Below are 24,552 nucleotides of genomic sequence, written 5' to 3'. Positions count from 1 at the left end.
AAGCAGTTTAGGTACAGGCAGGGACGTCCGGATCAGGGCGCCCCTGCCTGCTGCCGTTAAGGCACCGCCGGGGATAGGGTGGGGATCAACAGAAGGGGGAGTGCCTGATGGAATACCAGAACCCACAACCCAGCCAGGGGCTACAACAGCGTGCCGCGCCGGTTCCCGTACCCGGCTCCGGCCGGACCGTTATTTCCGAGACAGCCGTCGCCAAGGTGGCGGGCATAGCAGCCCGCTCCGTCCCCGGTGTCTATTCCCTGGGCTCTGTCCCGTCACGCGCACTCGGCGCCATCCGCGACGCCGTCGGCAGTTCCGACCATGCCGCCGGTGTGCGGGCCGAAGTTGGTGAAACTCAGGTTGCCGTGGACATCAGCCTCGTGGCGAGCTACGGGACACCGCTCCACTCGCTCGCCAACCAGGTCCGCGCCGCCGTCTACCGGGCGGTGGAGGAGCTCGTGGGGCTGCAGGTGATCGAGGTAAACGTGGAAGTCACCGACGTCTACATTCCGCCTCCGGTCAAACCCGCCGTTTCCGGACCGACTGACGTTTCCGGCACGGCCGGAAGGGAGGCGCTGCTGTGAACCTCACCGTGGCCGGCGCAGCAATGGGCGCGTTCGTCGCCTTCATGTCCCTGCAGTTCGGGTTATGGGGCTTCCTGGTTTCCCTCCTCTTTATGGCCATCGGGGCACTCCTGGGCCGGGCCGCCGAAGGGAAACTGGACCTTCGCAGGGTCCTGGACGCCATCATCGGCCGGCGCTCGTCCTCATGAGCTCCACAGCCCCGGCCGTCCGGGGCCAAGAGCTGAGCGGCCACAACCGCATCAGTACCCAGGCCCTGACAAGCCTCGCCAAGGCCGCAGCAGCCCAATTCCTCGGTGTGGAAGCCGAGGACGTCCGCGCTGACTGGACGGACGACGACGGCCTGCTGGCCCTGTCCCTTGTCGCACCCATCAGCATGCCCCCGTTGAGTGCGGTGGTCCAGGATCCCTCGCGCGTTGAGGGGTCCGGTGGTTCCATTTGGGACCGGACCGTGAGGGCAAAGGCCGGCATCCTGGCGGCGGTGGCGGAGCTCAGCGGTTCCGGGCTGAGCCGGGTGGACATCAGGATTACGGGGGCAAAGATCAGTGAAGGGGGGCGGGTGCGATGAACCGCAATGGTGAAGGCCAAAGCCCGGATATGGACCGGATCCTGCGCCGTGAGACCCGGTCAACGCGTGCTGCGGTGGCCACCGCAGCGGCCGTCCTGGTCATTGTGCTGGCAGCCTATGGGCTCCTCGAAGCAGGCGTCCACGCAGTAGGGCAACCGGCCTGGTTGATTGAACCGCAGGTGGCCGCGGAGCGTTTGGTTGCCCTGCCGGCGGGGATCCCTCCGTTGTTGCTGGGAGCCATCGGTGCTGTGCTGGCAATGGCCGGCCTGGTCTTCCTCCTCAACGGGGTTCTGCCTGGACGCCGCGCCCGCCACCTTATGGGTGTTGGCCGGGACGCCGCGGGCCCGGCCGTTGTGGTGGATGATGAAGTCATCGCTTCCTCGCTGGCCCGGCGCGCCCGGCTTGCAGCGAACGTCACGCCGGAACAGGTCATGGTGGTGGTCTCCCGGCGGCAGGTGGTGGTGAGCGTCCGGCCCACCTCCGGTGTTCCTGTGAACCAAGACGCGGTCCTCGAGGCAGTCCGGAGCGAAGTGGATGCCATGGCACTGGATCCCTCGCCCGAGGTGCGCGTGAACGTGGCGACATCCGGAGTGATCGGCGCATGAACAGCACCCCTACCCTTCTCAACCGGATCCTGGTCGCGGCCCTGGGACTGCTGCTGCTTGGAACGGGCGGCCTCCTGATGTTGCTGGCCGCCGTGCCCGCCGTGGCCACCTGGTGGCGGTCCTGGTCCGCGGACGCTTGGAGCGGAATCAACGCGGCGTTCAACGCCACCCGCTTTCCGGGGCGGCCCGAAAGCTGGCTGTGGATCCTGGTGGCGCTGGCCCTGCTGGTGCTGATTGGCCTCATGGTGGCCTGGGTTGCCCAGCAGGGCAAAGGGCGGGCCGATGTGGTGGCCGTCGAGTACGATCCCGGTGAGGTTCCGGGTGACGTGCGGATTGGCGGGGGAGTGGCTGAGCAGGCGCTGAAACATGCCCTCGCGCACCGTCCCGACCTCGCCGGAGCCACGGTGACCACCTACGATGTCAAAGGCGCACCCGCGTTGAAGGTCCGGCTCCTTCCGCGCCAGGGCGTGGCCCCGCACCTGCTCGCAAACGAGGTGTCGGTGCTGGTGTCAGCCCTGGAACAGGCGGTGGGAAAGAACATTCCCGTGCTGATCCATATCGGAGCCGGAGCGCGGACGCGCTTCCGCAGGGCAGAGCGCGTCCGCTAACCGTCTTTAGTTCCTTGTCAGGTACACGGCGCAGTCCACAGGAACCTCCTGCAGCAGTTCCCACTCCGCGGCAGGCTCCGGTCCGCTGGAGAGCGCCACGGACCAGCCGTCGGGTATGGGCGCGGATGCGAAGCCCATGTTGGCGAGGACCAGGACATCCCGGTTGTGGAAGGCCAGCAGGCCGCTTTCCGGTGCATGGACCTCCGCCCACGCCAGGGAGCCGGTGCTGAGGCGCCGGGCGGACCGCAGAGCGAGCGCGGCGCGGTAAAGCTCCAGCGTGGAGCCTTCCTCGCCCTCCTGCTGGTCGGCGGCAAGCGGCCCAAATTCCGCAGGCTGGGGAAGCCAGGGGGACGCAGGTTCACCCTGGAACGAATCCGCGAAGCCGTAACCGGGCTTGTCCGCAGCCCACGGAAGCGGTACCCGGCAGCCGTCCCGTCCGGTTTCTGCGCCCTGGGTACGGAAGAACGTGGGATCCTGCCGTGCCTCGGCCGGAAGCCTGGTGTGCTCAGGGAGTCCCAGTTCTTCGCCCTGGTACAGGTAGGCAGAGCCCGGCAGTGCCAGCTCAACCATGGTTGCCGCCCGCGCCCGGGCCAGGCCCAGGGCCGTGTCCGGCTGCTCATCGTCCGCGGCGATGCCCTTGGGGAACGTGGTGGGATCCGTGAGCCCGAAGCGGGTGGAATGGCGGACGGTATCGTGGTTGCTCAGCACCCAGGTGCAGGGGGCACCCACGGCTTGGGCCGCCTTGAGCGACGCGTCGATCGCCTCTGCCATGCGCTCGGCGTCCCAGCCGGCCATCAGGAAATCGAAGTTAAAGGCCTGCTGCATCTCATCCGGCCGGACGTAGAGCGCCAGCCGTTCGGCCGGTTCCACCCAGGCCTCGGCCACCATCATCCGGTCGCTGCCGTACTCGGACAGGACACGGTGCCAGTCCCGGTAAATGTCGTGGACGCCGTCCTGGTCGAAGAAGGGCGAGGGCGGATACACCGGGGACACCGCACGGTGGGGTTCCTCGGAATCAGTGTGGGCGCCGGGTGCATCGCCGGGAGGGGACGGTTCCCTTCGAACCTCAGAGGTGCCCTCCACCATGGCGGCCACCCCGTCCCAGTCGGGAAGGCCCTGCTCCTTGACCATCCCGTGGGCTACGTCCACACGGAAACCGTCAACACCGCGGTCCAGCCAGAAGCGGAGGACAGAGCGCATTTCCTCCCGCACTTCCTGGTTTTCCCAGTTCAGGTCCGGCTGCTTGGTGTCGAAAAGGTGCAGGTACCACTCCCCGGCTGAACCGCCGGCTTCGGTGACCCGGGTCCACGCCGAGCCGCCGAAGATTGACTTCCAGTTGTTGGGTGGCCGGTTGCCGTCACCGGAACCCGGCACCTCGTCCTTTCCCGGGCGGAACATGTAACGGTCCCGTTCGGGGGACCCGGGCGGGGTGCTGAGTGCTGCCCGGAACCAGGCGTGCTCGTCCGAGGTGTGGTTGGGGACAAGGTCCACGATGACCTTCAGTCCGCGCCGGTGAGCTTCCTGCAACATGGCGTCGAAGTCCTCAAGGGAGCCGAAGAGGGGGTCCACCTGCCGGTAATCAGCCACGTCATAGCCGCCGTCGGCCTGGGGCGATTTGTAGAACGGGGAAAGCCAGATGGCATCCACGCCCAGCCGTTCCAGGTAGGGCAAGCGGTCCAGGACCCCGCGCAGGTCCCCCATGCCGTCGCCATTGCCGTCGGCAAAGGATCGGGGGTAGATCTGGTAGACAACGGCGCCGGCCCACCATTCGCCGGTTTGGTCAGAGGCAGGAACGCTCGGCTTGGACATTAGGTTCCTCTCAGATAACTTTTTGATGTAAACGCTTGCATTGCCGACAGCAACCTTACTAGTGTGATGGTCACCACAACAACCTCACCAAACAACCGCACTGTCGACTTACTTGTCACTCAGCGAGGAGCTTCAAGCTAATGAAAACCCCTAAATTCCTACTTCCGGCTGCCACCGCCGGCGTCCTGGCCCTGACCCTCACCGCCTGCGGCGGGGGAGGTGGCGGAACCACGGGAGGCGGCAGCGACGCGGAAGCCAACCTCGAGGGCCGCGGCCCCATCACGTATGTCCAGGGCAAGGACAACAGCAACGTGGTCCGTCCCCTCCTCGACAAGTGGAATGCTGCGCACCCTGATGAGCAGGTGACGTTCAAGGAGCAGACTGACCAGGCGGACCAGCAGCACGATGACCTGGTCCAGAACTTCCAGGCCAAGAACGAAAACTACGACGTTGTCAGTGTTGACGTTGTCTGGACCGCCGAATTCGCTGCCCGCGGGTGGCTGCAGCCGCTCGAAGGCAACATGGCCATTGAGACGGACGGCATGCTGGAGCCCACCATCGAGGCAGGCTCCTACCAGGACAAGCTGTACACCGCGCCCGTTTCATCCGACGGCGGCATCCTCTACTACCGCAAGGACCTTGTTCCTGAAGCTCCCAAGACCTGGGACGAGATGATGGGCATGTGCTCCATCGCCAAGGAAAACAACATCGGCTGCTACGCGGGCCAGTTCAAGCAGTACGAAGGCCTGACGGTTAACGCTTCAGAGGCCATCAACTCGGCGGGCGGCTCCGTGCTCGGCGAGGACGGCAAGCCCAACCTGACCACCCCCGAGGCCGAGGAAGGCCTGAACAACCTGGTTGACGCCTTCAAGAACGGGAACATCCCGGCTGAGGCCATCACCTACCAGGAAGAGGAAAGCCGCCGTGCGTTCCAGGAAGGCAAGCTGCTCTTCCTGCGCAACTGGCCGTACGTCTACAACCTGGCCACCACTGAAGGTTCCTCACAGGTGAAGGATGTTCTGGGTATGGCCGCACTCCCGGGCAAGGATGGCCCGGGTGCGTCTTCACTTGGCGGACACAATGCCGCCATCAGCGTCTACTCCAAGAACAAGGCCACGGCCCTTGACTTCGTAAAGTTCCTCATCGAGGAAGAGCAGCAGAAGTTCTTCGCCACCCAGGGTTCACTGGCTCCCGTCCTTGGTGACCTCTACGAAGACCAGGAACTCGTTGCCAAGCTTCCGTACCTGCCGGTTCTGAAGACCTCCATCGAGAACGCCGTGCCGCGCCCCGTCAGCCCGTTCTACCCGGCGGTCACCCAGGCCATCCAGGAGAACTCCTACGCTGCACTGAAGGGCGAGAAGTCTGCTGAACAGGCCCTGGCCGACATGCAGAAGTCCATCGAGTCCGCCGGCGCAGGATCGTAGCTCCATCATGGCAACCGAATTGGGCCCGACGCCGGTAAAAGGGCCGGCGTCGGGCGGGACCCCGGTCCACCACGGACCCAAGGGTGTAGGGGAAGACAACAAGATCCTCAGCCAGGGTAAGTGGGCTGCATGGCTTCTTGCTCCGACCGTCATTGCGCTGGGCATTGTGATCGTTTACCCGATCATCAGCGCCATCGTTATGTCGTTCCAGAAGGACGCCGGGCTTGACCCGGCAACCGGGCTCTTCACCGCCGGCGGTCCCGCCGGCATCCAGAACTACGTCAACTGGCTTGGCCAGCAGTGTGCCGCCCCCGGCGGCGGCACCGTCGCCTGCCCGCCCGGCACCCTGGGCGGCCAGTTCTGGTCAGCCACCGGAACAACCTTCCTTTTCACGGTCATCACCGTCACCTTTGAAACAATCCTTGGCTTCTGGATGGCCATGATCATGGCGCGGACCTTCAAGGGCCGCGGACTCGTCCGTGCGGCAGTGCTGGTTCCGTGGGCCATCCCCACCGCCGTCACCGCCCAGCTGTGGCTCTTCATCTTCGCCTTCGAGGGCATCGCCAACAAGCTGTTCAACGCCTCCATCCTGTGGACCGGCAGCGAGTGGCCGGCCAAGTGGGCCGTGATCATCGCGGACACGTGGAAGACCACGCCGTTCATGGCGCTGCTGATCCTTGCGGGCCTGCAGATGATTCCGGCGGACGTTTACGAGGCCGCCAAGGTGGATGGGGCTACTGCCTGGCAGCGCTTCCGGCTCATCACGCTTCCGCTGGTGAAGCCGGCGCTGATGGTGGCTATCCTGTTCCGTACCCTGGACGCCCTGCGCATGTTCGACCTTCCGTACATCCTCACCGGCGGTGCCAACAACACCACCACGCTGTCCATCCTGGTGATCAACCAGATCAGGCAAGGGTTCAACTCAGCGGCCGCCTTGTCCACCATTACGTTCATCATCATCTTCCTGGTCGCATTCATCTTCGTTCGGTTCCTTGGTGCGAACGTCGTGGAGCAAAGCGGAGCCACCGGTAAGGGGAAGAAATGACATCCACAACTGCCTCCACGGAACTGCGCGCACGGCAGGACAAGGGCCGCAAGGCCGCCCAGAACAAGGAGAAATGGGCGCAGGCACGCACGTACATCAGCGCCGCCGTCATCCTGATCTGGTGCCTTGCGCCGGCTTACTGGATGGTGGTGACGGCGTTCCGCGAGGTGGGTTTCACCTACGACACCTCGCTGCTGCCCACCCACGTCACCCTGGACAACTTCGCCACGGCCTTCGACACCTCGTTCGGCAACCGGTTTGGCCAAGCACTGATCAACAGCGTCTTTATCGGCGTGACCGTTACGGCCATCTCGCTGCTGATCGGCGTCTTCGCCGCGTACGCCCTGGCCCGTTTGAACTTCCGGTTCAAGTTCCTGGTGCTGGGCTTCATCCTGGGCGCATCCATGTTCCCCGGCGTTGCCCTGATCACCCCGCTGTTCCAGCTGTTCACCAACATCGGTTGGATGGGAACGTACCAGGCGCTGATCATCCCGAACATCTCCTTCGTCCTGCCGCTGACCGTCTACACACTGACGTCCTTCTTCCGCGAAATGCCGTGGGAGCTGGAGGAATCAGCCCGTGTTGACGGCTGCACGCAGGGCCAGGCGTTCCGGAAAGTGATCATGCCCCTGGCAGCTCCGGCGATCTTCACCACGGCGATCCTGGCGTTCATTTCCTCCTGGAACGAGTTCCTGATCGCCAGCCAGTTGTCGAATGACGCCACGCAGCCGGTCACGGTGGCCATCGCCAGCTTCGCCGGTGCCCAGCCGAACCAAATCCCCTACACGGCCATCATGGCCGCGGGCACCATTGTCACCATTCCGTTGGTGATCCTGGTGCTCGTCTTCCAGCGCAAGATCGTGGCCGGCCTTACGGCGGGTGCGGTCAAGTGACGGGTGACGCTTCCCGCTCCCGCCCCACGGGGGCGGGAAGCGACCGCCGTCGGGCCAGGTCCGGCGAGGATTTTGACATCATTATTGGGTTCCTCGGCTTCTGGGCCCTGGTCCTGTTCGTGGTCACCCTCTGGATGGAGGTGACGGCCCAACCTGCACTCGGCTGGGCCTTGGGCCTGCTGGCAACTCTGCTGGCGCTGTACGGCATGGTGCGGCTGCGGCGACGCCTGCCCGATCGGAGGTAGCACTCCCGGCAGTACGGCCGGGAGTGCTACCTCCGGTCGGCAGGTAACACTGCGATGCAAGCCGGTGCCCGAAATACCATTGCAGGGGGCATCGCACAGGAGCAGGGCGCATGCCTGCAGGGAGTATATGAGGGGACACCGTGGCACGCACAAGTGAAAGGTCTCAACGGGGCGGCCACAGTGGGGTCAGCATTGAAGACGTAGCGGCCGCCGCGGGCGTGTCCACCGCCACCGTGTCCCGGGCGGTCCGGGGACTGCCCCGGGTGTCACCGGCAACGCGGCAAAAGATCCTGGAGGTCGCAGGAGACCTGGGCTATGTGGCCTCCAGCTCGGCCTCGGGCCTTGCCACAGGCCGGACCAAGACCATCGGGGTGTTGGCGCCTTTTGTGAGCCGGTGGTTCTTTTCCAAAGCCATCGAGGGCGCGGACCGGGAGCTGCATGCCCGCAACTACAACCTGTCCCTGTTCAACCTGGGCGGGCACGGCAGCAACCGGGAACGGCTCTTCAGCAAGACCATGGTCTACAAGCAGATCGATGCATTGCTGGTCCTGTGTATGGCCCTGACCCACGAGGAACTCGAGCACCTCCAGAAAATCGACATACCCCTGGTGGTGGTGGGCGGCCATGTCGAGGAGTGCGCCTACATCGGGATAGACGACTACGCCGCTGCGTCCACGGCCGTCCGCCACCTGATCGACCTGGGCCACCGGGATATTGCACTGCTGCACGGCGACGACGAGACGGACCTGAACTTCGACGTTCCCCGCGTCCGCATCCTGGCGTTCAAGGACGTGATGACGGCGGCCGGGCTTCCCACCCGGCCCGAATGGGACGAGTGGGGCGACTTCACGGTGCGCAGCGGACAGGCGGCTTTCCGCCGGCTCTGGTCCAAGCCGGGGGCCAAGCCCACCGCCATCTTCTGTGCCTCGGACGAGATGGCCATGGGCGTGATCTTCGAAGCCTCCCGCCTCGGGGTCCGGGTGCCGGAAGACCTGTCCGTCGTGGGAATCGACAACCACGATTTCGCTGATGCCGTGGGCCTGACAACGGTGGGCCAGCGGCCCGACGAGCAGGCCGAGCTGGCCACCAAGATGCTCCTTGATGAACTGGACGGGCAGGTTGGATCGGTCCAGTCCGCCGTCGCGCCCCATGAGCTGATTGTCAGACGGACGACGGCGCCGCCCCAGTCCTAGCGCCGCCCCGGTCAGGGGACGGCTCGGGTAGGCGCCGCTCCAAGGACCAGCCTAGGAGGCGCGCGCCAACTGCCGGATGGGAATCCAGCGGGACGCCAGGCGTCGGTAGGCTGCAGCAGCGCCGGTCATGTCGCCCTCCGCGAGGCACTCGATGCCCAGCCTGATGTCCATGGGGGATTCGTCCGGATACACCTTGTCCGCGACAGCACCGTAGTCGAGCTCCACCATCGATTCCACGTGGAACATCTCAAGCCACTCGGTGAGCTGGGCAAGATCGTCCAGCATGTCCAGGTCCGGCGCCGCCAGGGCCAGGTTGGCCACCGCGTAGCGGGCACGCTCCAAAGCCTCGGTGATGGGCGCCCACACCCGTACTGTGACGATCCGCCCCCCGGACTCCACAACGTCCTTGTGGTCCGATTCCATGAACAGCGAGAACCAGCTGAACGGGATTCCCCATGTGGATGCCCGGGTGTGCACGCGGGTTGAGCCATCGCGGGCCTTCACCTGGTCAATCCGTTCCTGGTGCTTGTCCCGCTGTTCCTCGGGGATCAGCAGTTCCGCCAGCGGGCCGTGGATGCCCTCCATCAGGGCGTTGGCGGCCAGGCCGGCGCGCAGCACCAGCTGGCTGGGACAGTACAGCAGCACAGGCTCGGCGCCGGCTCCGTCGGCGGATGGTTCGCTGTCACTCCCGCCGGCAGGTGCCGGGGCGGTGGTGACGCGTACAAGGTCTGTGCGTCCGGTGGGGAAGGGATCGCCTCCGGAGCGCGTGATGCGCCCCAGCGAGGCAAGCAGTTCGGCGTTTTCGACGGCGGCGCGGGAGGCAGCACGCGCCCCTGCCTCCTGGATCGTCTGCCGTTGCTCTTCGGGGAAGGCGTCCAGCGGTTCGTAGACGCGCAGGGTTGACGAGAACGGCAGGCCGGCCTGGCCCCGGTAGAGGTTTCCGGTCACGACGGCCTCCTTGCGTGGGTCCAGGTCACAGTCATCAGTCCGCCAGTTCCACCAGCACGGGTGCGTGGTCCGACGCGCCCTTGCCTTTACGTTCCTCGCGGTCAATCGAAGCGCCGGTGACGCGCGCTGCCAAAGCCGGGGAGGCCAGCACGAAGTCGATCCGCATGCCTTCCTTCTTGGGGAAGCGCAGCTGGGTGTAGTCCCAGTAGGTGTACACGCCCGGACCCGGCGTGTAGGGACGCACCACATCGGTGAAGCCGGCCGACTCGAAGGCATGGAAGGCGGCGCGTTCCGGCGGGCTGACGTGCGTGTACCGGTTGTTGACGAAGAGGTCGATGTCCCACACGTCCTCGTCGAAGGGCGCAATGTTCCAGTCACCCATCAGGGCCACCTGGGCACGCGGGTCCTGCGTGACGAGCTCCTGGGCGTGGGTCTTCAGGCTTTCCAGCCACTTGAGCTTGTAGGGCATGTGTTCGTCGTCCAGGGAACGGCCGTTGGGGACATAGAGGCTCCAGATGCGGACTCCGGCGCAGGTTGCAGCCATGGCGCGGGCCTCCTGGACCGGGTCCTTGCCTGCTTTGCCGAAGGAGGGCTGGTCCAGGAACGTCCGCTCAACGTCCTCCAGCCCCACACGGGAGGCGATGGCAACCCCGTTCCACTGGTTCACGCCGAAGTGGGCCACCTCGTAGCCCATCCGTTCAAAGAGCTCCCACGGGAAGTTGTCGTCCTTGCATTTGGTCTCCTGGATGGCCAGGACGTCGCAGTCGCTGCGCTGAAGCCAGGCTTCAACGCGGTCGGCGCGGGCACGGAGCGAGTTCACATTCCAGGTAGCTATCTTCACAGTTCCTAACCTACCTTGAGCGCCGGAAATGCGGATCTGGAAGTGCCGCCGAAACGGGGCACAACGGCGCGGACACGCCCAGGCATGCAGCTGCACTCGCCAGGAACAGGCGCCAATGTGCCCCAGCCCGGCGTGCCCGTCATGTGGCTGGGACAGCGGAACAAGACGCGCAAGCTCCGGTGGAAGTTAGTAGGAAGTCCGAGTATATTCGCAACCAGAAATGACCTGGATCACATGCGAAGGAGCGTGCAGTCATGGTCCGTGAACTCTCCCACTACATCAACGGCCAGCATGCGGCAGGCCTGTCGGGCCGCTTTAGCGACGTCTTCGACCCCTGCAACGGCCAGGTCCAGGCGCGCGTGCCGCTTGCCGGCCTGGATGAGGTGCAGAACGCTGTTGCCGTCGCGGAGAAGGCGCAGGTGGAGTGGGCGGCCATGAACCCCCAGCGCCGGGGGAGAATCCTGCTGCGTTTCGTGGACCTGGTCAACCGGGACCTGGACGCGCTCGCCCGGCTGCTGTCCTCCGAACACGGGAAGACACTGGCCGACTCGAAAGGCGACATCCAGCGGGGCCTGGAGGTGGTGGAGTTCGCCGCCGGGGCGCCGCACCTGCTTAAGGGAGAGTTCTCCAGCGACGCCGGACCGGGGATAGACATCCACTCGCTGCGCCAGCCCCTGGGCGTCGTGGCCGGCATCACCCCGTTCAACTTTCCGGCCATGATCCCGTTGTGGAAGTCCGGCCCTGCCCTGGCCGCCGGCAACGCCTTCATCCTGAAACCCTCCGAACGGGACCCCTCGGTACCGCTGCGCCTGGCCGAGCTGTATACCGAAGCGGGCGTCCCGGACGGGGTGTTCAACGTGGTCAATGGCGACAAGGAGGCCGTGGACGCGCTGCTGGAGGATCCGCGCGTCAAGGCGGTGGGCTTTGTGGGTTCCACCCCGATTGCCCAGTACATTTACGCCACGGCCGCGGCCCACGGAAAGCGGGCCCAGTGCTTCGGCGGGGCCAAGAACCACATGGTGATCATGCCCGACGCCGACCTGGACCAGGCAGCGGACGCCCTCATCGGCGCCGGCTACGGCTCCGCCGGGGAGCGCTGCATGGCCATTTCCGTTGCTGTGCCCGTAGGGCAGGAAACAGCGGACCGGCTGGTGGCCAAACTCCAGGACCGCGTCTCAGCCCTCAAGGTGGGCCACAGCCTTGACCAGGCGTCCGACTTTGGCCCGGTGGTGTCGGCCGACGCCAGGGAACGCATCGAGGGCTACATCCAGGCAGGGGCTGACGCCGGGGCCACGCTCTTGGCGGACGGCCGGGGACTCAGTGTGCCGGGCCATGAGGACGGCTTCTGGGTAGGGCCCACGCTTTTCGACCACGTCACCACGGACATGGCGATCTACCGCAACGAGATCTTCGGCCCTGTCCTGTGCGTGGTCCGGGCGGCAGACTACGACGAAGCGCTCGAGCTCTGCACCAGGAACGAGTTCGGCAACGGCGTGGCCATCTTCACCCGGGACGGTGATGCCGCCCGCGATTTCGCCACCCGGGTGGACGTGGGCATGGTGGGGATCAACGTCCCCATCCCCGTCCCCATCGCCTACTACACGTTCGGCGGCTGGAAGGCCTCGGGTTTCGGCGATTTGAACCAGCACGGCGCGGACGCTTTCCGCTTCTATACCAAGACCAAAACGGTGACCACGCGGTGGCCCTCGGGAATACGGCACGGAGCCAGCTTCGTGATGCCGGAAGGAAGTTGATGACGCACAGCGCACCGCAGGGCACGGCTGATACAGGCGTTTCAGTGGACGGCAGGGAGGTGCTGTTTGAGCGCCGCGGCCGGCTGGGCGTCATTACCCTCAACAGGCCCAGGGCGGTCAACGCTCTCACGGCCGGCATGGTTGGGCAGCTTCTGGAACAGCTCACCGCCTGGGCGGAGGACGACGGCGTTGCCACGGTGCTGGTGCAAGGCGCCGGAGACCGGGGCCTCTGCGCCGGCGGCGACATTGTGGCCATCTACCGGGACATGCTGGAAGGTGGGGAACGGACCGCGCATTTCTGGGCCACCGAGTACCGGGTCAACTCCCTGATCGCCCGCTATCCCAAACCCTATGTGGCTCTGATGGACGGGCTGGTGCTGGGCGGCGGCGTCGGAATTTCCGCCCACGGGTCCGTCCGGGTGGTCACCGAACGCACCCGCACGGGAATGCCGGAAACCACCATCGGCTTTGCACCCGACGTGGGAGGGACGTTCCTGCTGTCCCGCGCCCCCGGTGAAACAGGAACCCACGCAGGCCTGACCGGCGCACACCTGGACGGAGCGGATGCGCTGTACCTTGGCCTGGCCAGCCACTTCCTGCCGTCCGAAAAACTGCCCGCCCTGGTGGCGGCGCTGGAACACGAAACAGCGGAAGCCGCCGTCGGGCGTTACAGCACGGAAGCGCCGCCCTCGGCGCTGCAGGGACAGCGTCAATGGATTGACGCCTGCTACTCCGCGGATGACGCCGGGGACATCGTCCGGCGCCTGCGGGGCTACGAGGGCGTGGGCAGCGACGAGGCCGCTCAGGCGGCAGACGCCATCGAGGCGAAATCGCCCACGTCGGTGAAGGTCACGCTGGCCGCCCTGCGCCGCGCGAAAGGCCACACCCTCGATGAGGCCCTGGCGCAGGAGTACCGGACGGGCCTGCGGTTCCTGGAAGCGCCGGATTTCCGGGAGGGCATCCGGGCGCAGGTTGTGGACAAGGACCGGAACCCCCGATGGAACCCGGCCACCCTGGCGGACGTGGCGCCGGAGCAGGTGGAGCGCTTTTTTGAGCCCCTGGGGAGCCGGGAACTGGACCTTCGGGGCGTGGACCCGCAGCTAAAGGAGCCTGACCATGACTGAAAAATACACTGTCGCCTTCCTGGGCCTCGGACACATGGGCGGTCCGATGGCTGTGAACCTGGTCAAGGCAGGCTATTCCGTGGCCGGCTTCGATGTGGTGCCGGCAGCCCTCGAAGCCGCCAAGGCCAGCGGCGTCCCGGTTGCAGCCGGCGCCGCCGAGGCAGTCTCCGGAGCGGACGTGGTCCTCACCATGTTCCCCAGCGGCCGGCATGTCCTGGAGGCCTATCGCGGCCAGGCGGGGCAACCCGGACTGCTGGCGGCGGCGGTGCCCGGGACCATGTTCCTGGACTGTTCCACCATCAACGTGGACGAGGCCAGGGAAGCAGCATCCCTCGCCATCGAGGCCGGCCACCGCTCCGTGGATGCCCCGGTCTCCGGCGGCGTAGTGGGGGCCGAAGCAGGCACCCTCACCTTCATGGTGGGCGGGGACGCCGCGGACTTTGAGGCGGTGCGGCCGCTGCTGGACGTGATGGGCAGGCGCGTTGTCCATTGCGGTGCCCATGGCGCAGGCCAGGCCGCGAAGATCTGCAACAACCTGATCCTTGGCGTCTCCATGATCGCCGTCAGCGAGGCGTTTGTCCTGGGGGAGAAGCTGGGGCTGAGCCACCAGGCGCTGTTCGATGTGGCCTCCGCGGCATCTGGACAATGCTGGGCCCTCACTACCAACTGCCCGGTGCCCGGTCCCGTCCCCACCAGCCCGGCCAACCGTGACTACCAGCCAGGTTTTGCCGGGGCCCTGATGGCCAAGGACCTCTCATTGGCCGTCAATGCCCTCAACAGCACCGGGGTGGCAGCCCGGATGGGCCCGCTCGCCGCGGAAATCTACGGTACGTTTGCGGCAGGGGAGGGCGCGGGAAGGGACTTTTCCGGCATCATCACCGACATCCGCGATATGTCCGGCCGCCCGGCGGGCGGCGGACCAGAGAACTCAGCAGGCAGTGCGCCACAGGGCGCAGCGCAGGACGACGGGAGCCCGGAGTGACGGAATACGCGAACATCCTTGTGGAGCAGCGGGGCCGGGTGGGCCTGGTGACATTGAACCGCCCGCAGGCACTGAACGCCCTGAACAAGGCCACCATGGAGGAACTGGTGGCCGCGGTCAAGGCCATGGATGCCGATCCCGGGGTGGGGGCGGTTGTTATCACCGGCTCCGGCAAGGCCTTCGCAGCCGGCGCCGACATCAAGGAGATGGCGGCGCAGGGCTATATGGACATGTACGCCGCCGACTGGTTCCGCGGCTGGGAGGACTTCACCCGGCTGCGCATCCCCACCATTGCGGCCGTCTCGGGATTCGCCCTGGGCGGGGGCTGTGAACTGGCCATGATGTGCGATCTGGTCATCGCCGGAGACAACGCGAAGTTCGGGCAGCCGGAAATCAACCTGGGCGTCCTGCCCGGCATGGGCGGTTCACAGCGGCTGACCCGCGCCGTGGGCAAAGCCAAGGCCATGGACCTGATCCTTACGGGGCGCTTCATCGGGGCGGAGGAAGCCGACCGCTGCGGCCTGGTGTCCCGGGTGGTCCCCGCCGAGGATGTGGTGGACGAGGCCTTGAAGGCCGCAGAGGTGATCGCCTCCAAGTCCAGGCCGGTGGCCATGGTTGCCAAGGAAGCCGTGAACGCCGCCTTCGAGACCGGGCTGGCCCAGGGGGTCCTGTTCGAGCGCCGGCTGTTCCACTCCCTTTTCGCCACCGAGGACCAGAAGGAAGGCATGGCGGCGTTCACGGAGAAGCGCCAGCCGGAGTTCAGGCACCGGTAGGGGCCAGCGCCCTTCGGTAGGCGTCGACGTCCGCTGCCAGCTCCTCCGCCATGAGGTGGTTGTTAATGACGACGGCGGTCCAGGCGGCAGTGGCCGCAGAGGCCAGCACCTGCGCCTTCAGGTCCGTGACATTGCCTGCCGCCCAGACGCCGGGGACGGGCGTGCCGCCGTCGGCATCCGTTTCAAGGTAGGTTCCCGCTCCTGACGGATGTTCGGACGGGGCCAGGCCAAGGCCGGCAAAGGCGTCCAGCCGGGCATGGGCGCGCGGGCCCACCACCAGCGCCTCCACGGCAATCTCCGGACCTCCGGCCAGGGCGACTCCGCGCAGCCGGTCACGTTCAACCCGGACGGCCTCGGCAACCCCGTCCACCACCCGGATCCCGCGCGCCGCCAGCTGTTCGGTTTCGGCGTCGGACGGGGCAACCCTGTTGTTCAGGAAGAGCGTGATGTTGCTGCTCCACTGCCGGAAGAGCAGGGCCTGGTGCACTGACCACGGGCCGTTCCCCAGGATGCCGATGGCCTGGTCCCGCACTTCCCAGCCGTGGCAGAACGGGCAGTGCAGCACGTCCCTGCCCCAGCGCTCACGCAGCCCGTCGACGGCGGGCAGCTCATCCGTGAGCCCGGTGGCAATCAGCAGGCGCCGGCCGCGCAGCTGCGTGCCGTCGTCGAGCGTTACATGGAAGCCCTGCGCCAGGCCGCCTCCGGCAGCCACGACCCTGCCGTGGACCACGGCGGCCCCGTAGCCCTTAGCCTCCGTGCGGGCGACAGCCAGGAGCTCACCGGGGCTGATCCCGTCGCGTGACAGGAAGCCGTGGACACCTGCGGCAGGGGCGTTGCGCGGTTCCCCGCTGTCCACCACGGCCACGGAACGGCGGCTGCGGCCCAGCATCTGGGCCGCGCTCAGTCCGGCAGCGCCGCCGCCAACAATCAGGACGTCATGGAGTGTTTCGATGTTTTCAGTCATGGCTCCCATGCTGCTGCGTTCCTGTTTGGACTGGCAAAGTATTTTGCCGGAATGGCAACATGGTGCCATGAATATGGAAGCAGAAAGCGGCACGGGCTCGGGAACGGACGCTGTGCTTGCGGCGGTTGGACCGCGCCTCAGGGCGCTCCGCCTGGCCCGGGACATCACCCTGTCAGCAGTGGCAGACGCCACCGGCATCTCGGTGAGCACGCTCTCCAGGCTGGAGTCCGGCCAGCGCCGCCCAAACCTCGAGTTGCTGCTGCCCCTGGCGAAGGCTTATCACGTCCCGCTTGATGAACTGGTGGGTGCACCCGCAACGGGGGATCCCCGGGTGCACCTGCGGCCCATCACAGCGCGGGGGATGACCATCATTCCGCTTACCCGGAAGCCGGGCGGCATCCAGGCCTACAAGCACATCCTGCCGGCCGGGCCGCTGGACCAGCCCAACCCGCAGGTGCACGAAGGCTACGAGTGGCTGTACGTCCTCAACGGAAAGCTCCGTATGGTGCTGGGCAGCCAGGACCTCGTCCTGGGGGCGGGGGAGGCGGCCGAGTTCGATACCCGCGTCCCGCACTGGTTCGGCCGGGCGGATGGAAAACCGGTTGAGTTCCTCAGCCTTTTCGGCACCCAGGGGGAGCGGATGCATGTCCGTTCCCGGCCGTCCTGACTTTGGTCCAGCTTTTTCCCAGCTGCTTAAGGTAGACAGGACGGGACGGCCGGAAGCAGATGGGGAGTTCTATGTGGGGAATGGCGGCAGGCGCTGGCGGCTCAACTGACAATTTGACCGGCCTGGTGGGCGTTGCTGCCCGGACCATAGAGCACATGGGCGAGTGGGGCGTCGGTGCTTTTACCCTCGCCGAAACGGTGGTTCCGCCTATCCCCAGCGAGGTGATCCTTCCCCTGGCCGGCTACCTCGCTAAACAGGGTTCCCTGCAGCTGATCCTCGTCTTTGTCACCAGTACCCTGGGGGCCTACCTCGGTGCGCTGTTGCTCTACTGGCTGGGCGCGAAGCTGGGCCTTCAACGGTCCATCCGAGGGCTGTCCAGGCTCCCCCTGGTGGACCGGGAGGACTTTGAGAAAGCAGCTGGATGGTTCCGCCGCCACGGCAGGTCCTCGATCTTTTTCGGCCGGCTGCTCCCCGGTGTCCGCAGCCTGATTTCCCTCCCGGCCGGAGCATCCGGGATGCCGCTGGCCACCTTCAGCGTGTACACCCTGGCGGGCAGTGGACTCTGGAACGGGGCCTTGATCGGCCTCGGGTACCTGCTGGGCACCCAATACCAGTTGATCGAGCAGTACTCCAGGTTCCTGAATTACGCGGTCTACGCCGCGCTGGGCGTGACGGTAGTCCTGCTCGTGGTGCGGCGGCTCAAGCGGGAAAAAGTCCGCCGCTGACGGGCCCATCCCGAAGGCCGCGTCATGCCCCAGGCCAAGCGTCACTCCTCGAAGTCGCCGGCGTTCCGGCGGAAGGCTCCCAGGATGCGGATCAGGTGGTCCACGTCGCCGGGATCAAACCCCGGGGCGCTGAACACCTCGGCGTTGAGAGCCGCCGTCGAGCGCTTCGCCAGGGTGCGCCCCGCGGTGGTGAGCTCAATCAGCGTGGTCCTGCCGTCGGTGGGATGCGGGGACCGGTCCACCAGGCCCGCCCGCTCAAGCCGGTCCACCGCATTGGTGATGGACGTGGGGTGGACCTGAAGCAGTGCGCTCGCCTTATTCATGGGCAGTGAGCCCTTCCGGGCAAAACTCAGCAGGGCCAGGAGTTCATAGCGGGCAAACGTCAGCCCGAACGGTTTGAGCGTGGACTCGATCCTGGCCAGCAGGATCTGCTGGGTCCGCATGATGGCGGTGATGGCAGCCATGGGAGCCGCGACGTCCGCCCAGCCATGGTCCTCCCAGTTCCGCCGGGCTTCGGCAATGGGATCGCGGGACAATGGGGTACCCATCGAACACCTTTCGTCCGGGTGACGCGCATCACTCTTTTATCAGCGATGTGAATATACTAGGACATCCAATGGTTGGGCGAAGCGGAGGGGGATGCCGGTGGGGCCGGAAGGACGCGGCGAAGCGCCCCCCTTTCCCGACGCCGACCTCATGTACGTCGCGGACCTCCTGGCAGGGCCCGAGCGGGAGCGGTACCTCCGCGTCCGTGAATTCCTGCAGGATCACGTGCGCCGGCCCTCCATTCCGTACTGGAACCGCGAAGAGTTCCCTTTCGGCCTCCTGGCGGAAATGGGCGAATACGGACTGGGTGCCCTCCAGGTGGACGGCAGCTCCATCCTCCTCAAGGGCCTGATGTACGTGGAGCTGGCCAGGGCGGACGTGTCCCTCTCCGCCCTCACGGGCATCCACAATGAGCTGATCGTGGGCACCATCAAGGAGCTGGGATCCGAGGAACAGAAGCTCCGCTGGCTGCCGGGCCTGGAAGCCTTCAGCAGCCTTGGGGCGTTCGCGCTGACGGAACCGGACCATGGGTCCGACATCTCCGGCGGGCTCGAGACCTCAGCCAGGCTGGACGGCGCCGAATGGGTCCTGAACGGCGCCAAGCGCTGGATCGGGGCCGGCACCATCGCCGACTTCGCCCTGGTCTGGGCACGCGACGTGGAGGACCACCAGGTCAAGGCGTTCCTGGTGGAGACGGACCGGCCCGGCTACACGGCTGCCAAGATCTGCAACAAGATCGGCCTGCGGATCATGCAGAACGCGGACATCACGCTGCATGACGTGCGGATTCCTGCGGGCAACCTGCTGCCCGGGGCCACATCCTTCGCCAAGGCCAACGACTTACTGCGGGACTCCCGGGCCTGGGTGGGCTGGCAGGCCGCGGGAATCCAGCTCGCCGCGTTCGACATAGCCCGCTCCTACTCACTGGCGCGCCGTCAGTTCGGCAAGGAGCTGGCACAGTTCCAGCTGGTCCAGCAGCAGCTTGCGGACATCCTGGGAAACGCCACGGCCTCGCTCGCGCTGATGGTGCAGCTGGCACGGATCCAGGAGGAGGGGAAGCTGGAGATGGCGCAGGCAGCCATGGCCAAAGCCACCACCACCAGGCTTGCCCGGGCCTCAGTGGCCATGGGGCGGTCCCTGCTGGGTGGCAACGGTATCAGTGCCGACTTCGAAATGGGCAAGCTGTTCGGCGATGCAGAAATCCTGTACACCTACGAAGGCAGCTACGAGATCAACTCCCTCATCGTGGGGCGGGCCGTGACCGGGAAATCGGCGTTCGCCTAGAGGTGCTTCTCTGCGTAAGCCAGCAGCGCGTCCCGCACGAAGCCTGCTCCTTGCTCGCCGCCATAATTGGCCGCGAATCGGGCATCGGCAACATACATCTCCGCCAGGCCCACAACATAGCCCTTGACGTCTCCGCCGTCCTCCGCGGCCGGGGTGCCCGGGATGGACGTCAGCCACGCAACGTGCCGCCGCGCCAGGTCCTGCGCTTCGGGACCGGCAGGGGAAAGCCCTGAACCTGCAGCAGCTATCCAGTCACTGCCCAGCTTCGTGGCGCGGGACTTCCACTCCCGCTGTTCTGCCGCGCCCATTCCACGCCACCAGGCGTCGCTTTTCGCGTAGGAGTCCTTGCCCCAGCGCTCTTCCACCTCGTCCTTGTACTGCGTGTGGTCGAACCCGTCGAACATCTTTTCCGCCACCATGTCTCCTCCGCCTTTCACTGTTTCGATCGTTTGCCGGACGGACGCCATCTGCCGCGCGAGCCGCTCCTGTTCCTGTGCCAGCCATTCCAGGTGCCGGTCCAGGGCCTTGACGGGATCTGCCTGCTGGTGGAAGACCTCGGCAATGGCCGGCAGTCCGAGGCCAAGTTCCCGCAGCAGGAGGATCCGTTGCAGCTGCAGGAGGGCGGCGCCGTCGTAATAGCGGTAGCCGTTGCTTCCCACCCGGCTGGGCTTCAGTAGTCCAATCTCGTCGTAGTGCCGCAGCGTACGGCTTGTGGTGCCGGCGAGCCGTGCCACGTCCTGGATGGACCAGTCAGGTCCCGCCTTGGCATCCGTTGCGTCCATGGTCTGAACGTAGGGGTTGACGCCGCGTCAAGGTCAAGCAGGCTTTTCCGGGAAACCATGACCGCGCGGACGGCGGCGGCCGGACCGGTTCCGGGCCTGCGCAACGAGGCGGCTGAAGGCGAAAACAAAGACTGCCTCGATGGCCAGCATCAGGCCCACGAGCAGCCACTGCCCCCGGGCGGCGAAGACAATGCATCCGGTCAGCGCCAGGACAGTTCCCAGCGCCAGCGTGTAAATGGCGAACCCGACCGCGACGCGCGCGCTGCGGACGCCGGTCCGGAACCCGAAGCCCAGGGGTTCACCGCCGGGGTGCCCGGGAACGCGGTCGGGCGCAGCGGGGCCCAGTTGGTCGAACTCTTCCCAAGGGTCCTGGTCCTGTCCCGTCACCCTCCGATTGTCCCAAATTTCAGGATGCGAAGGGTGATGGTGAAGCGGCGGCCAGCAGGCGGGGGAGCAAAACAGCGGCCCCTCCAGCAAAATGCTGGAGAAGCCGCTGCAGGATACCGGGTTCCGCCGGCATTGCCGGCGGTCACCTAAACCTTAGAGCGGGCGGATGTTCTCCGCCTGCGGACCCTTGGGGCCCTGGGTCACATCGAATTCAACCTTCTGGTTCTCATCGAGTGAGCGGTATCCGCTGCTGGCGATTGCCGAGTAGTGGGCGAAAACGTCAGCGGACCCGTCATCGGGGGCAATGAAGCCAAAACCCTTTTCGGCGTTGAACCATTTAACTGTGCCTGTTGCCATGGCTGCATTCCTTCGTGTGACTCTGATTCTCTCCCCGTGCCATCGGCCCGGAGTGCGAGGAGAACGTCCCCCGCAGTCCCCAACGTACGGGGCGCAGGCCGCGCTTGCAAGGGTTGTGCAACATTTGGCGAGGTCAGCGCATCCCTTCGCGGCGGATAGCGGTGGCAATCGCGGCCGCCCGGCTGTCCACCCCAAGCTTGGTGTAGATGTGGGCAAGATGCGTTTTCACCGTGGCTTCGGAGATAAAGAGGCGCCGGCCAAGTTCACGGTTGCTCAGCCCTTCTGTCAGGAGGCTCAGCAGTTCGGCTTCGCGCGGAGTGAGGATTTCTTCAGGGTTGCGCAGCTGCTGGAACAGCCGCGATGCCACAGGCGGGCTCATGACGCTCTTGCCCTGGACGGCACCCCGGATGGCAGTGAAAATTTCTTCCGGCGTGGCATCCTTCAACAAATACCCCATGGCGCCGGCGTCCACGGCCCGCACAATATCGGCATCGGAGTCGTAGGTGGTGAAGACGAGGACCGCCTGGCCGCTGTTGCGCTCGCGGATCTTCCGGATTGCTTCGATCCCGTCCATTCCGCTACCCATGGCGAGGTCCATGACCACCACGCCAGGGGAATGCTCCCGCACCCGCTCGAGCGCTTCTTCTCCGGATGCTGCCTCTCCGATGACCTCCAGGTCGGGCTGCGTTCCCAGGAGGGCCCGCAGCCCGCTCCTCACCACGAGGTGGTCATCCACCAGCAGGACGGTGATTGCGCTCATGCCGGTTCCCCCGAAGTGACCTGTCCGGTGGAGGGCAAAGGCAACTGGGCGGCAACGATGGTCCCTTCCCCGGGCGAGCTTTCCACGGACAAGGTGCCGCCCAGCTGTTCCACCCGCTGGCGCATGGCCCTCAGCCCGTACCCTCCCGCGTCCGACGGCGGTGCTGCCGCCGCCGGATCAAAGCCGGTGCCGTCGTCGTAAACGTCCAGGGTGACGGCCTCGGGAAGAAATCCCAGGGTCACGGTGGCGGCAGTGGCTGACGCGTGGAGCTTGATGTTGGATGCGGCGCTTTGCACGACACGGAGCAGGGCATGGCGCACCTCTCCGGGCACGGGCCGCGGTTCGCCGGTCACCATAAGCCGGGCCTGGGGCACATACTGCCTCGCCGCGACGAGGAGGGCTTCGGGCAGCGGCGATCCGTCCAGCCCGGGGGAAGCCAATTCGTGGACGAGGCTGCGGGTTTCGGACAGGCTGGTGCGCAGGAGCCCGGCAGCGTGCCGGAGTTCGTCCCGCGCCGCATCACGTGGCCAGGCCCGCCCCGCGGCCTCGAGCAGGAGCAGGCTGCTGGCCAACCCCTGGGTGACGGTGTCATGGATTTCCCGGGAGACCCGTTCCCGCTCTGCAATGGTGCCCGCGCGGCGTTCGCTGGCTGCCAGCTGTTCCTGGGCCGCGGACACCTCGGCGTGCAGGCGGCGCTGCTCCTCGGCGTCGTGCTGGATCCGGTCATAGATGAGAGTCAGCATGGCGCCCACGGCCAGCGGGCCAAGAAGCATGGCGAGGTCCGTGCCGTCACTCATCCGGAACAGCCCTGCTGCGGTGGCTGCCGTAGTCGTGCCTGCCGCCAGATACGCGGCGGTTCCGGCCAAAGCGCTCCGGCAGAGGAAGAAGAGCGCGAACGAGCACCAGGCAAAGCTCGGAGCCGCGACCACCAGCAATGCCCAAACAGCCACCAGGGTGAACATCCACGGCAGGCCCGGCCTGCCCCGCGCTGCGAGCACGGCCACGGCGGCATAGAGCAGGCTCGCTGCGGCAGCCAGGCCCAGGATCATCAGGTTGTCGGCCGGGCTGTGCCGCATCACGTAGCGGACCAGCGAGGCCACCAGCAGCACGGCGAAGCCCAGGTGCACCGCGGTTTCGATGCTGCCCAGGCCGGTGCGGGGTGCACTCCGCCGGGGTGTGGTTCCCGGGGCGGCAGCGGTGGCCGGGGCAGTGCCGGCGGCTCGGGTAGGCATGGGATGTCCCGTTCTGGCTGGTGGGAAACGCTACCTTCCATGCTATTGCTCCCGCCAATGCTGGTCTCTCAGCCATGTGGCTGATATAGCTGGCCATTGGGGGGAGGCCTCTGCAGACGAAGGCCCGATGCCGGGTGCGGCCATCCCCGGAAGGATTGGTGCGTACCCACCATGACCTCCAAGGAGACACTATGAAGAAGTCGCACAAAGCTTTTGCCGCCGCCGCTGCCGGCGCCCTCGTCCTGACCGCAGGAGCGACGGCGGCAGCCAACGCCGGGACGAGCCCCGCACCGGCAGCCGTCCCCGCCGTCGACGTCCAGCCAGCGCCCGACACCGTGGTGCAGCAGAACCGCATCAGCGTTGGGGCATCGGCCACAGCAGTCAGCGCCGCCTTGGCCAAATGCCAGGCTGACAAGCTGCCCTTCGTCACGGTCGCGCTGGTGGACCGGTTCGGCACCCTCCAGGCGCTGCTCCGCGGTGACAACGCAGCCGAACACACCATCGAAGCGGCCAGGCAAAAGGCATACACAGCTGCCGCTTTTGGAACCCCCACCAGTGAACTGGCAAAGCGCATCAACGGCACCGGCCCTTCCATCGCAGACCTCCCCGGCACCCTTTTCCTGGCCGGCGGCATCCCTCTGAAGGTTAACGGCGCCTCGGTGGCAGGCATCGGCGTCGGAGGTGCTCCGGACGGTGCGCTGGATGAAGCCTGCGCCTCGGCAGGGGCTGATGCCATCGCCGGTACTGCCAGGTAGGCTCCGCGTATGAGGCGATTCCGGACGGCCGTGATGCTTGCCGCCGGCGGGCTGGTGCTCAGCGCCTGCCAGGCCGGTCCAGCGGAGCCGCAGGCGGCATCCTCCAGCCCCGCGCCGGCATCCTCCAGCCCCCGGAGCGCTCCCGAACAGCCCCCCACGTCGGCACCCGCCACGTCACCCCCGCTGGCCCTGTCCGCCGCGGAACAGGCCCAGCTTGACCAGGAATTGATTGCCGCCGCCAAAGCGAACAACGCCCCGCTGGTTGCCGGGCTGATCGGGCGTGGCGGGAACGTCAACGCCAGGGACGCCATCCAGGACTCAGCGTTCCTCTATGCCGGAGCCGAAGGCTTCAACGAGGTACTCCGGCTGACACTGGCGGCGGGTGCGGATGTTGCCAGCACCAACCGCTACGGCGGGACGGCCCTGATTCCCGCCAGCGAGCACGGCCACGTGGAGACGGTGCAGATCCTAATCGCGGCCGGGGTGCCCGTGAACCACGTCAACAACCTGGGCTGGACGGCAATGCAGGAAGCCATCCTGCTCAACAATGGCGGCCCGCGGCAGCTGGAGGTGGTGCGCCTGCTCCTGGAAGCCGGTGCCGACCCGGACATCCGCGATCCGGAGGGCCGAACCGCCCTCCAGAACGCGGAGCGGCTGGGTTTCACGGAGATCGCGGCCCTGATCCGGTCCCGCAGCTAAAACT

29 protein-coding genes are annotated in these 24,552 nt (G+C 66.4%); 19 read left to right on the top strand and 10 right to left on the bottom strand.

Annotation, left to right across the window (positions count from 1 at the left end; translation table 11 throughout):
* The first annotated feature begins 107 nt into the window (after positions 1-107).
* Genes AC6CHP_RS13360 through AC6CHP_RS13340 form a run of 5 tightly spaced genes read left to right on the top strand, consistent with a single transcriptional unit; the run spans position 108 to position 2,359 of the window.
* Positions 108-581 carry an Asp23/Gls24 family envelope stress response protein gene (locus AC6CHP_RS13360; RefSeq protein ID WP_377193548.1) on the top strand — a complete coding sequence of 158 codons (474 nt, stop codon included), beginning with the start codon at positions 108-110 and terminating at the stop codon, positions 579-581.
* Positions 578-769, top strand: coding sequence for a DUF2273 domain-containing protein (locus AC6CHP_RS13355; protein ID WP_104188100.1), 192 nt, complete (start codon positions 578-580; stop codon positions 767-769). Before AC6CHP_RS13360 ends, AC6CHP_RS13355 begins: the two co-directional genes overlap by 4 nt.
* The gene (locus tag AC6CHP_RS13350; RefSeq protein WP_188731972.1) at positions 766-1,146 is read left to right on the top strand and encodes a hypothetical protein; all 381 of its coding nucleotides are present in this window, start codon (positions 766-768) and stop codon (positions 1,144-1,146) included. The genes AC6CHP_RS13355 and AC6CHP_RS13350 overlap by 4 nt, the downstream gene beginning before the upstream one ends.
* On the top strand, positions 1,143-1,751 hold the full coding sequence (locus AC6CHP_RS13345; protein WP_188731971.1) for a DUF6286 domain-containing protein: 609 nt from the start codon (positions 1,143-1,145) through the stop codon (positions 1,749-1,751). Before AC6CHP_RS13350 ends, AC6CHP_RS13345 begins: the two co-directional genes overlap by 4 nt.
* Positions 1,748-2,359 (top strand): hypothetical protein, encoded by a 612-nt coding sequence (locus AC6CHP_RS13340; protein ID WP_498230393.1) that lies wholly within the window; start codon positions 1,748-1,750, stop codon positions 2,357-2,359. Before AC6CHP_RS13345 ends, AC6CHP_RS13340 begins: the two co-directional genes overlap by 4 nt.
* 6 nt (positions 2,360-2,365) lie before the next feature.
* On the opposite strand, the gene AC6CHP_RS13335 is transcribed toward AC6CHP_RS13340, so the two are convergent.
* Positions 2,366-4,168 carry a glycoside hydrolase family 13 protein gene (locus AC6CHP_RS13335; RefSeq protein WP_498230391.1) on the bottom strand — a complete coding sequence of 601 codons (1,803 nt, stop codon included), beginning with the start codon at positions 4,166-4,168 and terminating at the stop codon, positions 2,366-2,368.
* Positions 4,169-4,308: 140 nt separating this feature from the next.
* Here AC6CHP_RS13335 and AC6CHP_RS13330 point away from each other — a divergent pair, with 140 nt between their 5' ends.
* From AC6CHP_RS13330 to AC6CHP_RS13310, 5 genes are all read left to right on the top strand, one after another.
* The gene (locus AC6CHP_RS13330; protein ID WP_427116327.1) at positions 4,309-5,592 is read left to right on the top strand and encodes an ABC transporter substrate-binding protein; all 1,284 of its coding nucleotides are present in this window, start codon (positions 4,309-4,311) and stop codon (positions 5,590-5,592) included.
* Positions 5,593-5,599: 7 nt separating this feature from the next.
* A complete protein-coding gene (locus AC6CHP_RS13325; RefSeq protein ID WP_188731962.1) occupies positions 5,600-6,637 on the top strand; it encodes a carbohydrate ABC transporter permease in 1,038 nt (345 codons plus the stop codon).
* Complete coding sequence (locus AC6CHP_RS13320) at positions 6,634-7,530, top strand: carbohydrate ABC transporter permease (RefSeq protein WP_188731960.1); 897 nt, start codon at positions 6,634-6,636, stop codon at positions 7,528-7,530. The genes AC6CHP_RS13325 and AC6CHP_RS13320 overlap by 4 nt, the downstream gene beginning before the upstream one ends.
* Positions 7,527-7,775 carry a hypothetical protein gene (locus tag AC6CHP_RS13315; RefSeq protein ID WP_174179442.1) on the top strand — a complete coding sequence of 83 codons (249 nt, stop codon included), beginning with the start codon at positions 7,527-7,529 and terminating at the stop codon, positions 7,773-7,775. The genes AC6CHP_RS13320 and AC6CHP_RS13315 overlap by 4 nt, the downstream gene beginning before the upstream one ends.
* A 140-nt stretch (positions 7,776-7,915) precedes the next feature.
* Positions 7,916-8,968, top strand: coding sequence for a LacI family DNA-binding transcriptional regulator (locus AC6CHP_RS13310; RefSeq protein ID WP_188731959.1), 1,053 nt, complete (start codon positions 7,916-7,918; stop codon positions 8,966-8,968).
* Between the two features lie 51 nt (positions 8,969-9,019).
* On the opposite strand, the gene AC6CHP_RS13305 is transcribed toward AC6CHP_RS13310, so the two are convergent.
* Positions 9,020-9,916, bottom strand: coding sequence for a DUF8083 family protein (locus AC6CHP_RS13305; RefSeq protein ID WP_427116324.1), 897 nt, complete (start codon positions 9,914-9,916; stop codon positions 9,020-9,022).
* Between the two features lie 34 nt (positions 9,917-9,950).
* Positions 9,951-10,757: an exodeoxyribonuclease III gene (locus AC6CHP_RS13300; protein ID WP_427116322.1), complete on the bottom strand. Its 807-nt coding sequence runs from the start codon at positions 10,755-10,757 to the stop codon at positions 9,951-9,953.
* A gap of 254 nt (positions 10,758-11,011) precedes the next feature.
* On the opposite strand from AC6CHP_RS13300, the gene AC6CHP_RS13295 reads away from it, so the two are divergent.
* From AC6CHP_RS13295 to AC6CHP_RS13280, 4 genes are read left to right on the top strand one after another with little or no spacing between them, the layout of a single operon-like run.
* The gene (locus tag AC6CHP_RS13295; RefSeq protein WP_498230387.1) at positions 11,012-12,511 is read left to right on the top strand and encodes a CoA-acylating methylmalonate-semialdehyde dehydrogenase; all 1,500 of its coding nucleotides are present in this window, start codon (positions 11,012-11,014) and stop codon (positions 12,509-12,511) included.
* Positions 12,511-13,635 (top strand): enoyl-CoA hydratase/isomerase family protein, encoded by a 1,125-nt coding sequence (locus AC6CHP_RS13290; RefSeq protein ID WP_498230385.1) that lies wholly within the window; start codon positions 12,511-12,513, stop codon positions 13,633-13,635. Before AC6CHP_RS13295 ends, AC6CHP_RS13290 begins: the two co-directional genes overlap by 1 nt.
* Positions 13,628-14,617 carry a 3-hydroxyisobutyrate dehydrogenase gene (gene mmsB / locus AC6CHP_RS13285; protein ID WP_498230383.1) on the top strand — a complete coding sequence of 330 codons (990 nt, stop codon included), beginning with the start codon at positions 13,628-13,630 and terminating at the stop codon, positions 14,615-14,617. The genes AC6CHP_RS13290 and mmsB overlap by 8 nt, the downstream gene beginning before the upstream one ends.
* Positions 14,614-15,390, top strand: a complete 777-nt coding sequence (locus tag AC6CHP_RS13280) for an enoyl-CoA hydratase (RefSeq protein WP_498230381.1) — start codon at positions 14,614-14,616, stop codon at positions 15,388-15,390. The genes mmsB and AC6CHP_RS13280 overlap by 4 nt, the downstream gene beginning before the upstream one ends.
* Here the strand turns inward: AC6CHP_RS13280 and AC6CHP_RS13275 are convergent.
* Entirely contained in the window at positions 15,377-16,354 is a 978-nt protein-coding gene (locus AC6CHP_RS13275) for an NAD(P)/FAD-dependent oxidoreductase (RefSeq protein ID WP_498230379.1), read from the bottom strand. The two genes, AC6CHP_RS13280 and AC6CHP_RS13275, sit on opposite strands and share 14 nt — an antisense overlap.
* 67 nt (positions 16,355-16,421) lie before the next feature.
* Between AC6CHP_RS13275 and AC6CHP_RS13270 the strand changes: the two genes are divergently transcribed.
* Together AC6CHP_RS13270 and AC6CHP_RS13265 are read left to right on the top strand one after the other, a co-directional pair.
* Complete coding sequence (locus AC6CHP_RS13270; protein WP_498230377.1) at positions 16,422-17,021, top strand: helix-turn-helix domain-containing protein; 600 nt, start codon at positions 16,422-16,424, stop codon at positions 17,019-17,021.
* Between the two features lie 71 nt (positions 17,022-17,092).
* Entirely contained in the window at positions 17,093-17,746 is a 654-nt protein-coding gene (locus AC6CHP_RS13265) for a DedA family protein (RefSeq protein WP_427116314.1), read from the top strand.
* A 41-nt stretch (positions 17,747-17,787) separates the two neighbouring features.
* Here the strand turns inward: AC6CHP_RS13265 and AC6CHP_RS13260 are convergent, their stop codons facing one another.
* Positions 17,788-18,294, bottom strand: a complete 507-nt coding sequence (locus AC6CHP_RS13260; RefSeq protein WP_364320079.1) for a MarR family winged helix-turn-helix transcriptional regulator — start codon at positions 18,292-18,294, stop codon at positions 17,788-17,790.
* 91 nt (positions 18,295-18,385) lie between these two features.
* Between AC6CHP_RS13260 and AC6CHP_RS13255 the strand changes: the two genes are divergently transcribed.
* The gene (locus tag AC6CHP_RS13255) at positions 18,386-19,576 is read left to right on the top strand and encodes an acyl-CoA dehydrogenase family protein (protein ID WP_498230374.1); all 1,191 of its coding nucleotides are present in this window, start codon (positions 18,386-18,388) and stop codon (positions 19,574-19,576) included.
* Here AC6CHP_RS13255 and AC6CHP_RS13250 read toward each other — a convergent pair.
* The 5 genes from AC6CHP_RS13250 to AC6CHP_RS13230 all read right to left on the bottom strand — a co-directional run bounded on the left by AC6CHP_RS13250 (position 19,573) and on the right by AC6CHP_RS13230 (position 23,094).
* Entirely contained in the window at positions 19,573-20,358 is a 786-nt protein-coding gene (locus AC6CHP_RS13250) for a MerR family transcriptional regulator (RefSeq protein ID WP_427116311.1), read from the bottom strand. The genes AC6CHP_RS13255 and AC6CHP_RS13250 overlap by 4 nt on opposite strands.
* A gap of 33 nt (positions 20,359-20,391) precedes the next feature.
* Positions 20,392-20,745 carry a hypothetical protein gene (locus tag AC6CHP_RS13245; protein ID WP_104188151.1) on the bottom strand — a complete coding sequence of 118 codons (354 nt, stop codon included), beginning with the start codon at positions 20,743-20,745 and terminating at the stop codon, positions 20,392-20,394.
* A 153-nt stretch (positions 20,746-20,898) separates the two neighbouring features.
* Entirely contained in the window at positions 20,899-21,102 is a 204-nt protein-coding gene (locus AC6CHP_RS13240; protein WP_013599688.1) for a cold-shock protein, read from the bottom strand.
* Positions 21,103-21,235: 133 nt separating this feature from the next.
* Entirely contained in the window at positions 21,236-21,862 is a 627-nt protein-coding gene (locus AC6CHP_RS13235; RefSeq protein WP_427116309.1) for a response regulator, read from the bottom strand.
* Positions 21,859-23,094, bottom strand: a complete 1,236-nt coding sequence (locus tag AC6CHP_RS13230) for a sensor histidine kinase (RefSeq protein WP_498230370.1) — start codon at positions 23,092-23,094, stop codon at positions 21,859-21,861. Before AC6CHP_RS13230 ends, AC6CHP_RS13235 begins: the two co-directional genes overlap by 4 nt.
* Positions 23,095-23,285: 191 nt before the next feature.
* On the opposite strand from AC6CHP_RS13230, the gene AC6CHP_RS13225 reads away from it, so the two are divergent.
* Positions 23,286-23,849, top strand: a complete 564-nt coding sequence (locus tag AC6CHP_RS13225; protein ID WP_498230368.1) for a GlcG/HbpS family heme-binding protein — start codon at positions 23,286-23,288, stop codon at positions 23,847-23,849.
* A 9-nt stretch (positions 23,850-23,858) separates the two neighbouring features.
* The gene (locus tag AC6CHP_RS13220; protein WP_498230366.1) at positions 23,859-24,548 is read left to right on the top strand and encodes an ankyrin repeat domain-containing protein; all 690 of its coding nucleotides are present in this window, start codon (positions 23,859-23,861) and stop codon (positions 24,546-24,548) included.
* The last annotated feature ends 4 nt before the right edge of the window (positions 24,549-24,552 follow it).

The sequence above is a fragment of the Pseudarthrobacter sp. GQ63 genome (assembly GCF_059758765.1).
This window is presented reverse-complemented; position numbering and strand designations above follow the sequence as displayed.

Excerpts from the sequence above, each read along its gene's own strand:
- AC6CHP_RS13360 (WP_377193548.1), top strand. The coding sequence starts at position 108 with ATGGAATACCAGAACCCACAACCCAGCCAGGGGCTACAACAGCGTGCC.
- AC6CHP_RS13350 (WP_188731972.1), top strand. The coding sequence starts at position 766 with ATGAGCTCCACAGCCCCGGCCGTCCGGGGCCAAGAGCTGAGCGGCCAC.
- AC6CHP_RS13345 (WP_188731971.1), top strand. The coding sequence starts at position 1,143 with ATGAACCGCAATGGTGAAGGCCAAAGCCCGGATATGGACCGGATCCTG.
- AC6CHP_RS13340 (WP_498230393.1), top strand. The coding sequence starts at position 1,748 with ATGAACAGCACCCCTACCCTTCTCAACCGGATCCTGGTCGCGGCCCTG.
- AC6CHP_RS13335 (WP_498230391.1), bottom strand. The coding sequence starts at position 4,168 with ATGTCCAAGCCGAGCGTTCCTGCCTCTGACCAAACCGGCGAATGGTGG.
- AC6CHP_RS13330 (WP_427116327.1), top strand. The coding sequence starts at position 4,309 with ATGAAAACCCCTAAATTCCTACTTCCGGCTGCCACCGCCGGCGTCCTG.
- AC6CHP_RS13325 (WP_188731962.1), top strand. The coding sequence starts at position 5,600 with ATGGCAACCGAATTGGGCCCGACGCCGGTAAAAGGGCCGGCGTCGGGC.
- AC6CHP_RS13320 (WP_188731960.1), top strand. The coding sequence starts at position 6,634 with ATGACATCCACAACTGCCTCCACGGAACTGCGCGCACGGCAGGACAAG.
- AC6CHP_RS13295 (WP_498230387.1), top strand. The coding sequence starts at position 11,012 with ATGGTCCGTGAACTCTCCCACTACATCAACGGCCAGCATGCGGCAGGC.
- AC6CHP_RS13290 (WP_498230385.1), top strand. The coding sequence starts at position 12,511 with ATGACGCACAGCGCACCGCAGGGCACGGCTGATACAGGCGTTTCAGTG.
- mmsB (WP_498230383.1), top strand. The coding sequence starts at position 13,628 with ATGACTGAAAAATACACTGTCGCCTTCCTGGGCCTCGGACACATGGGC.
- AC6CHP_RS13275 (WP_498230379.1), bottom strand. The coding sequence starts at position 16,354 with ATGACTGAAAACATCGAAACACTCCATGACGTCCTGATTGTTGGCGGC.
- AC6CHP_RS13270 (WP_498230377.1), top strand. The coding sequence starts at position 16,422 with ATGAATATGGAAGCAGAAAGCGGCACGGGCTCGGGAACGGACGCTGTG.
- AC6CHP_RS13265 (WP_427116314.1), top strand. The coding sequence starts at position 17,093 with ATGTGGGGAATGGCGGCAGGCGCTGGCGGCTCAACTGACAATTTGACC.
- AC6CHP_RS13260 (WP_364320079.1), bottom strand. The coding sequence starts at position 18,294 with ATGGGTACCCCATTGTCCCGCGATCCCATTGCCGAAGCCCGGCGGAAC.
- AC6CHP_RS13255 (WP_498230374.1), top strand. The coding sequence starts at position 18,386 with ATGCCGGTGGGGCCGGAAGGACGCGGCGAAGCGCCCCCCTTTCCCGAC.
- AC6CHP_RS13250 (WP_427116311.1), bottom strand. The coding sequence starts at position 20,358 with ATGGACGCAACGGATGCCAAGGCGGGACCTGACTGGTCCATCCAGGAC.
- AC6CHP_RS13240 (WP_013599688.1), bottom strand. The coding sequence starts at position 21,102 with ATGGCAACAGGCACAGTTAAATGGTTCAACGCCGAAAAGGGTTTTGGC.
- AC6CHP_RS13235 (WP_427116309.1), bottom strand. The coding sequence starts at position 21,862 with ATGAGCGCAATCACCGTCCTGCTGGTGGATGACCACCTCGTGGTGAGG.
- AC6CHP_RS13230 (WP_498230370.1), bottom strand. The coding sequence starts at position 23,094 with ATGCCTACCCGAGCCGCCGGCACTGCCCCGGCCACCGCTGCCGCCCCG.
- AC6CHP_RS13225 (WP_498230368.1), top strand. The coding sequence starts at position 23,286 with ATGAAGAAGTCGCACAAAGCTTTTGCCGCCGCCGCTGCCGGCGCCCTC.
- AC6CHP_RS13220 (WP_498230366.1), top strand. The coding sequence starts at position 23,859 with ATGAGGCGATTCCGGACGGCCGTGATGCTTGCCGCCGGCGGGCTGGTG.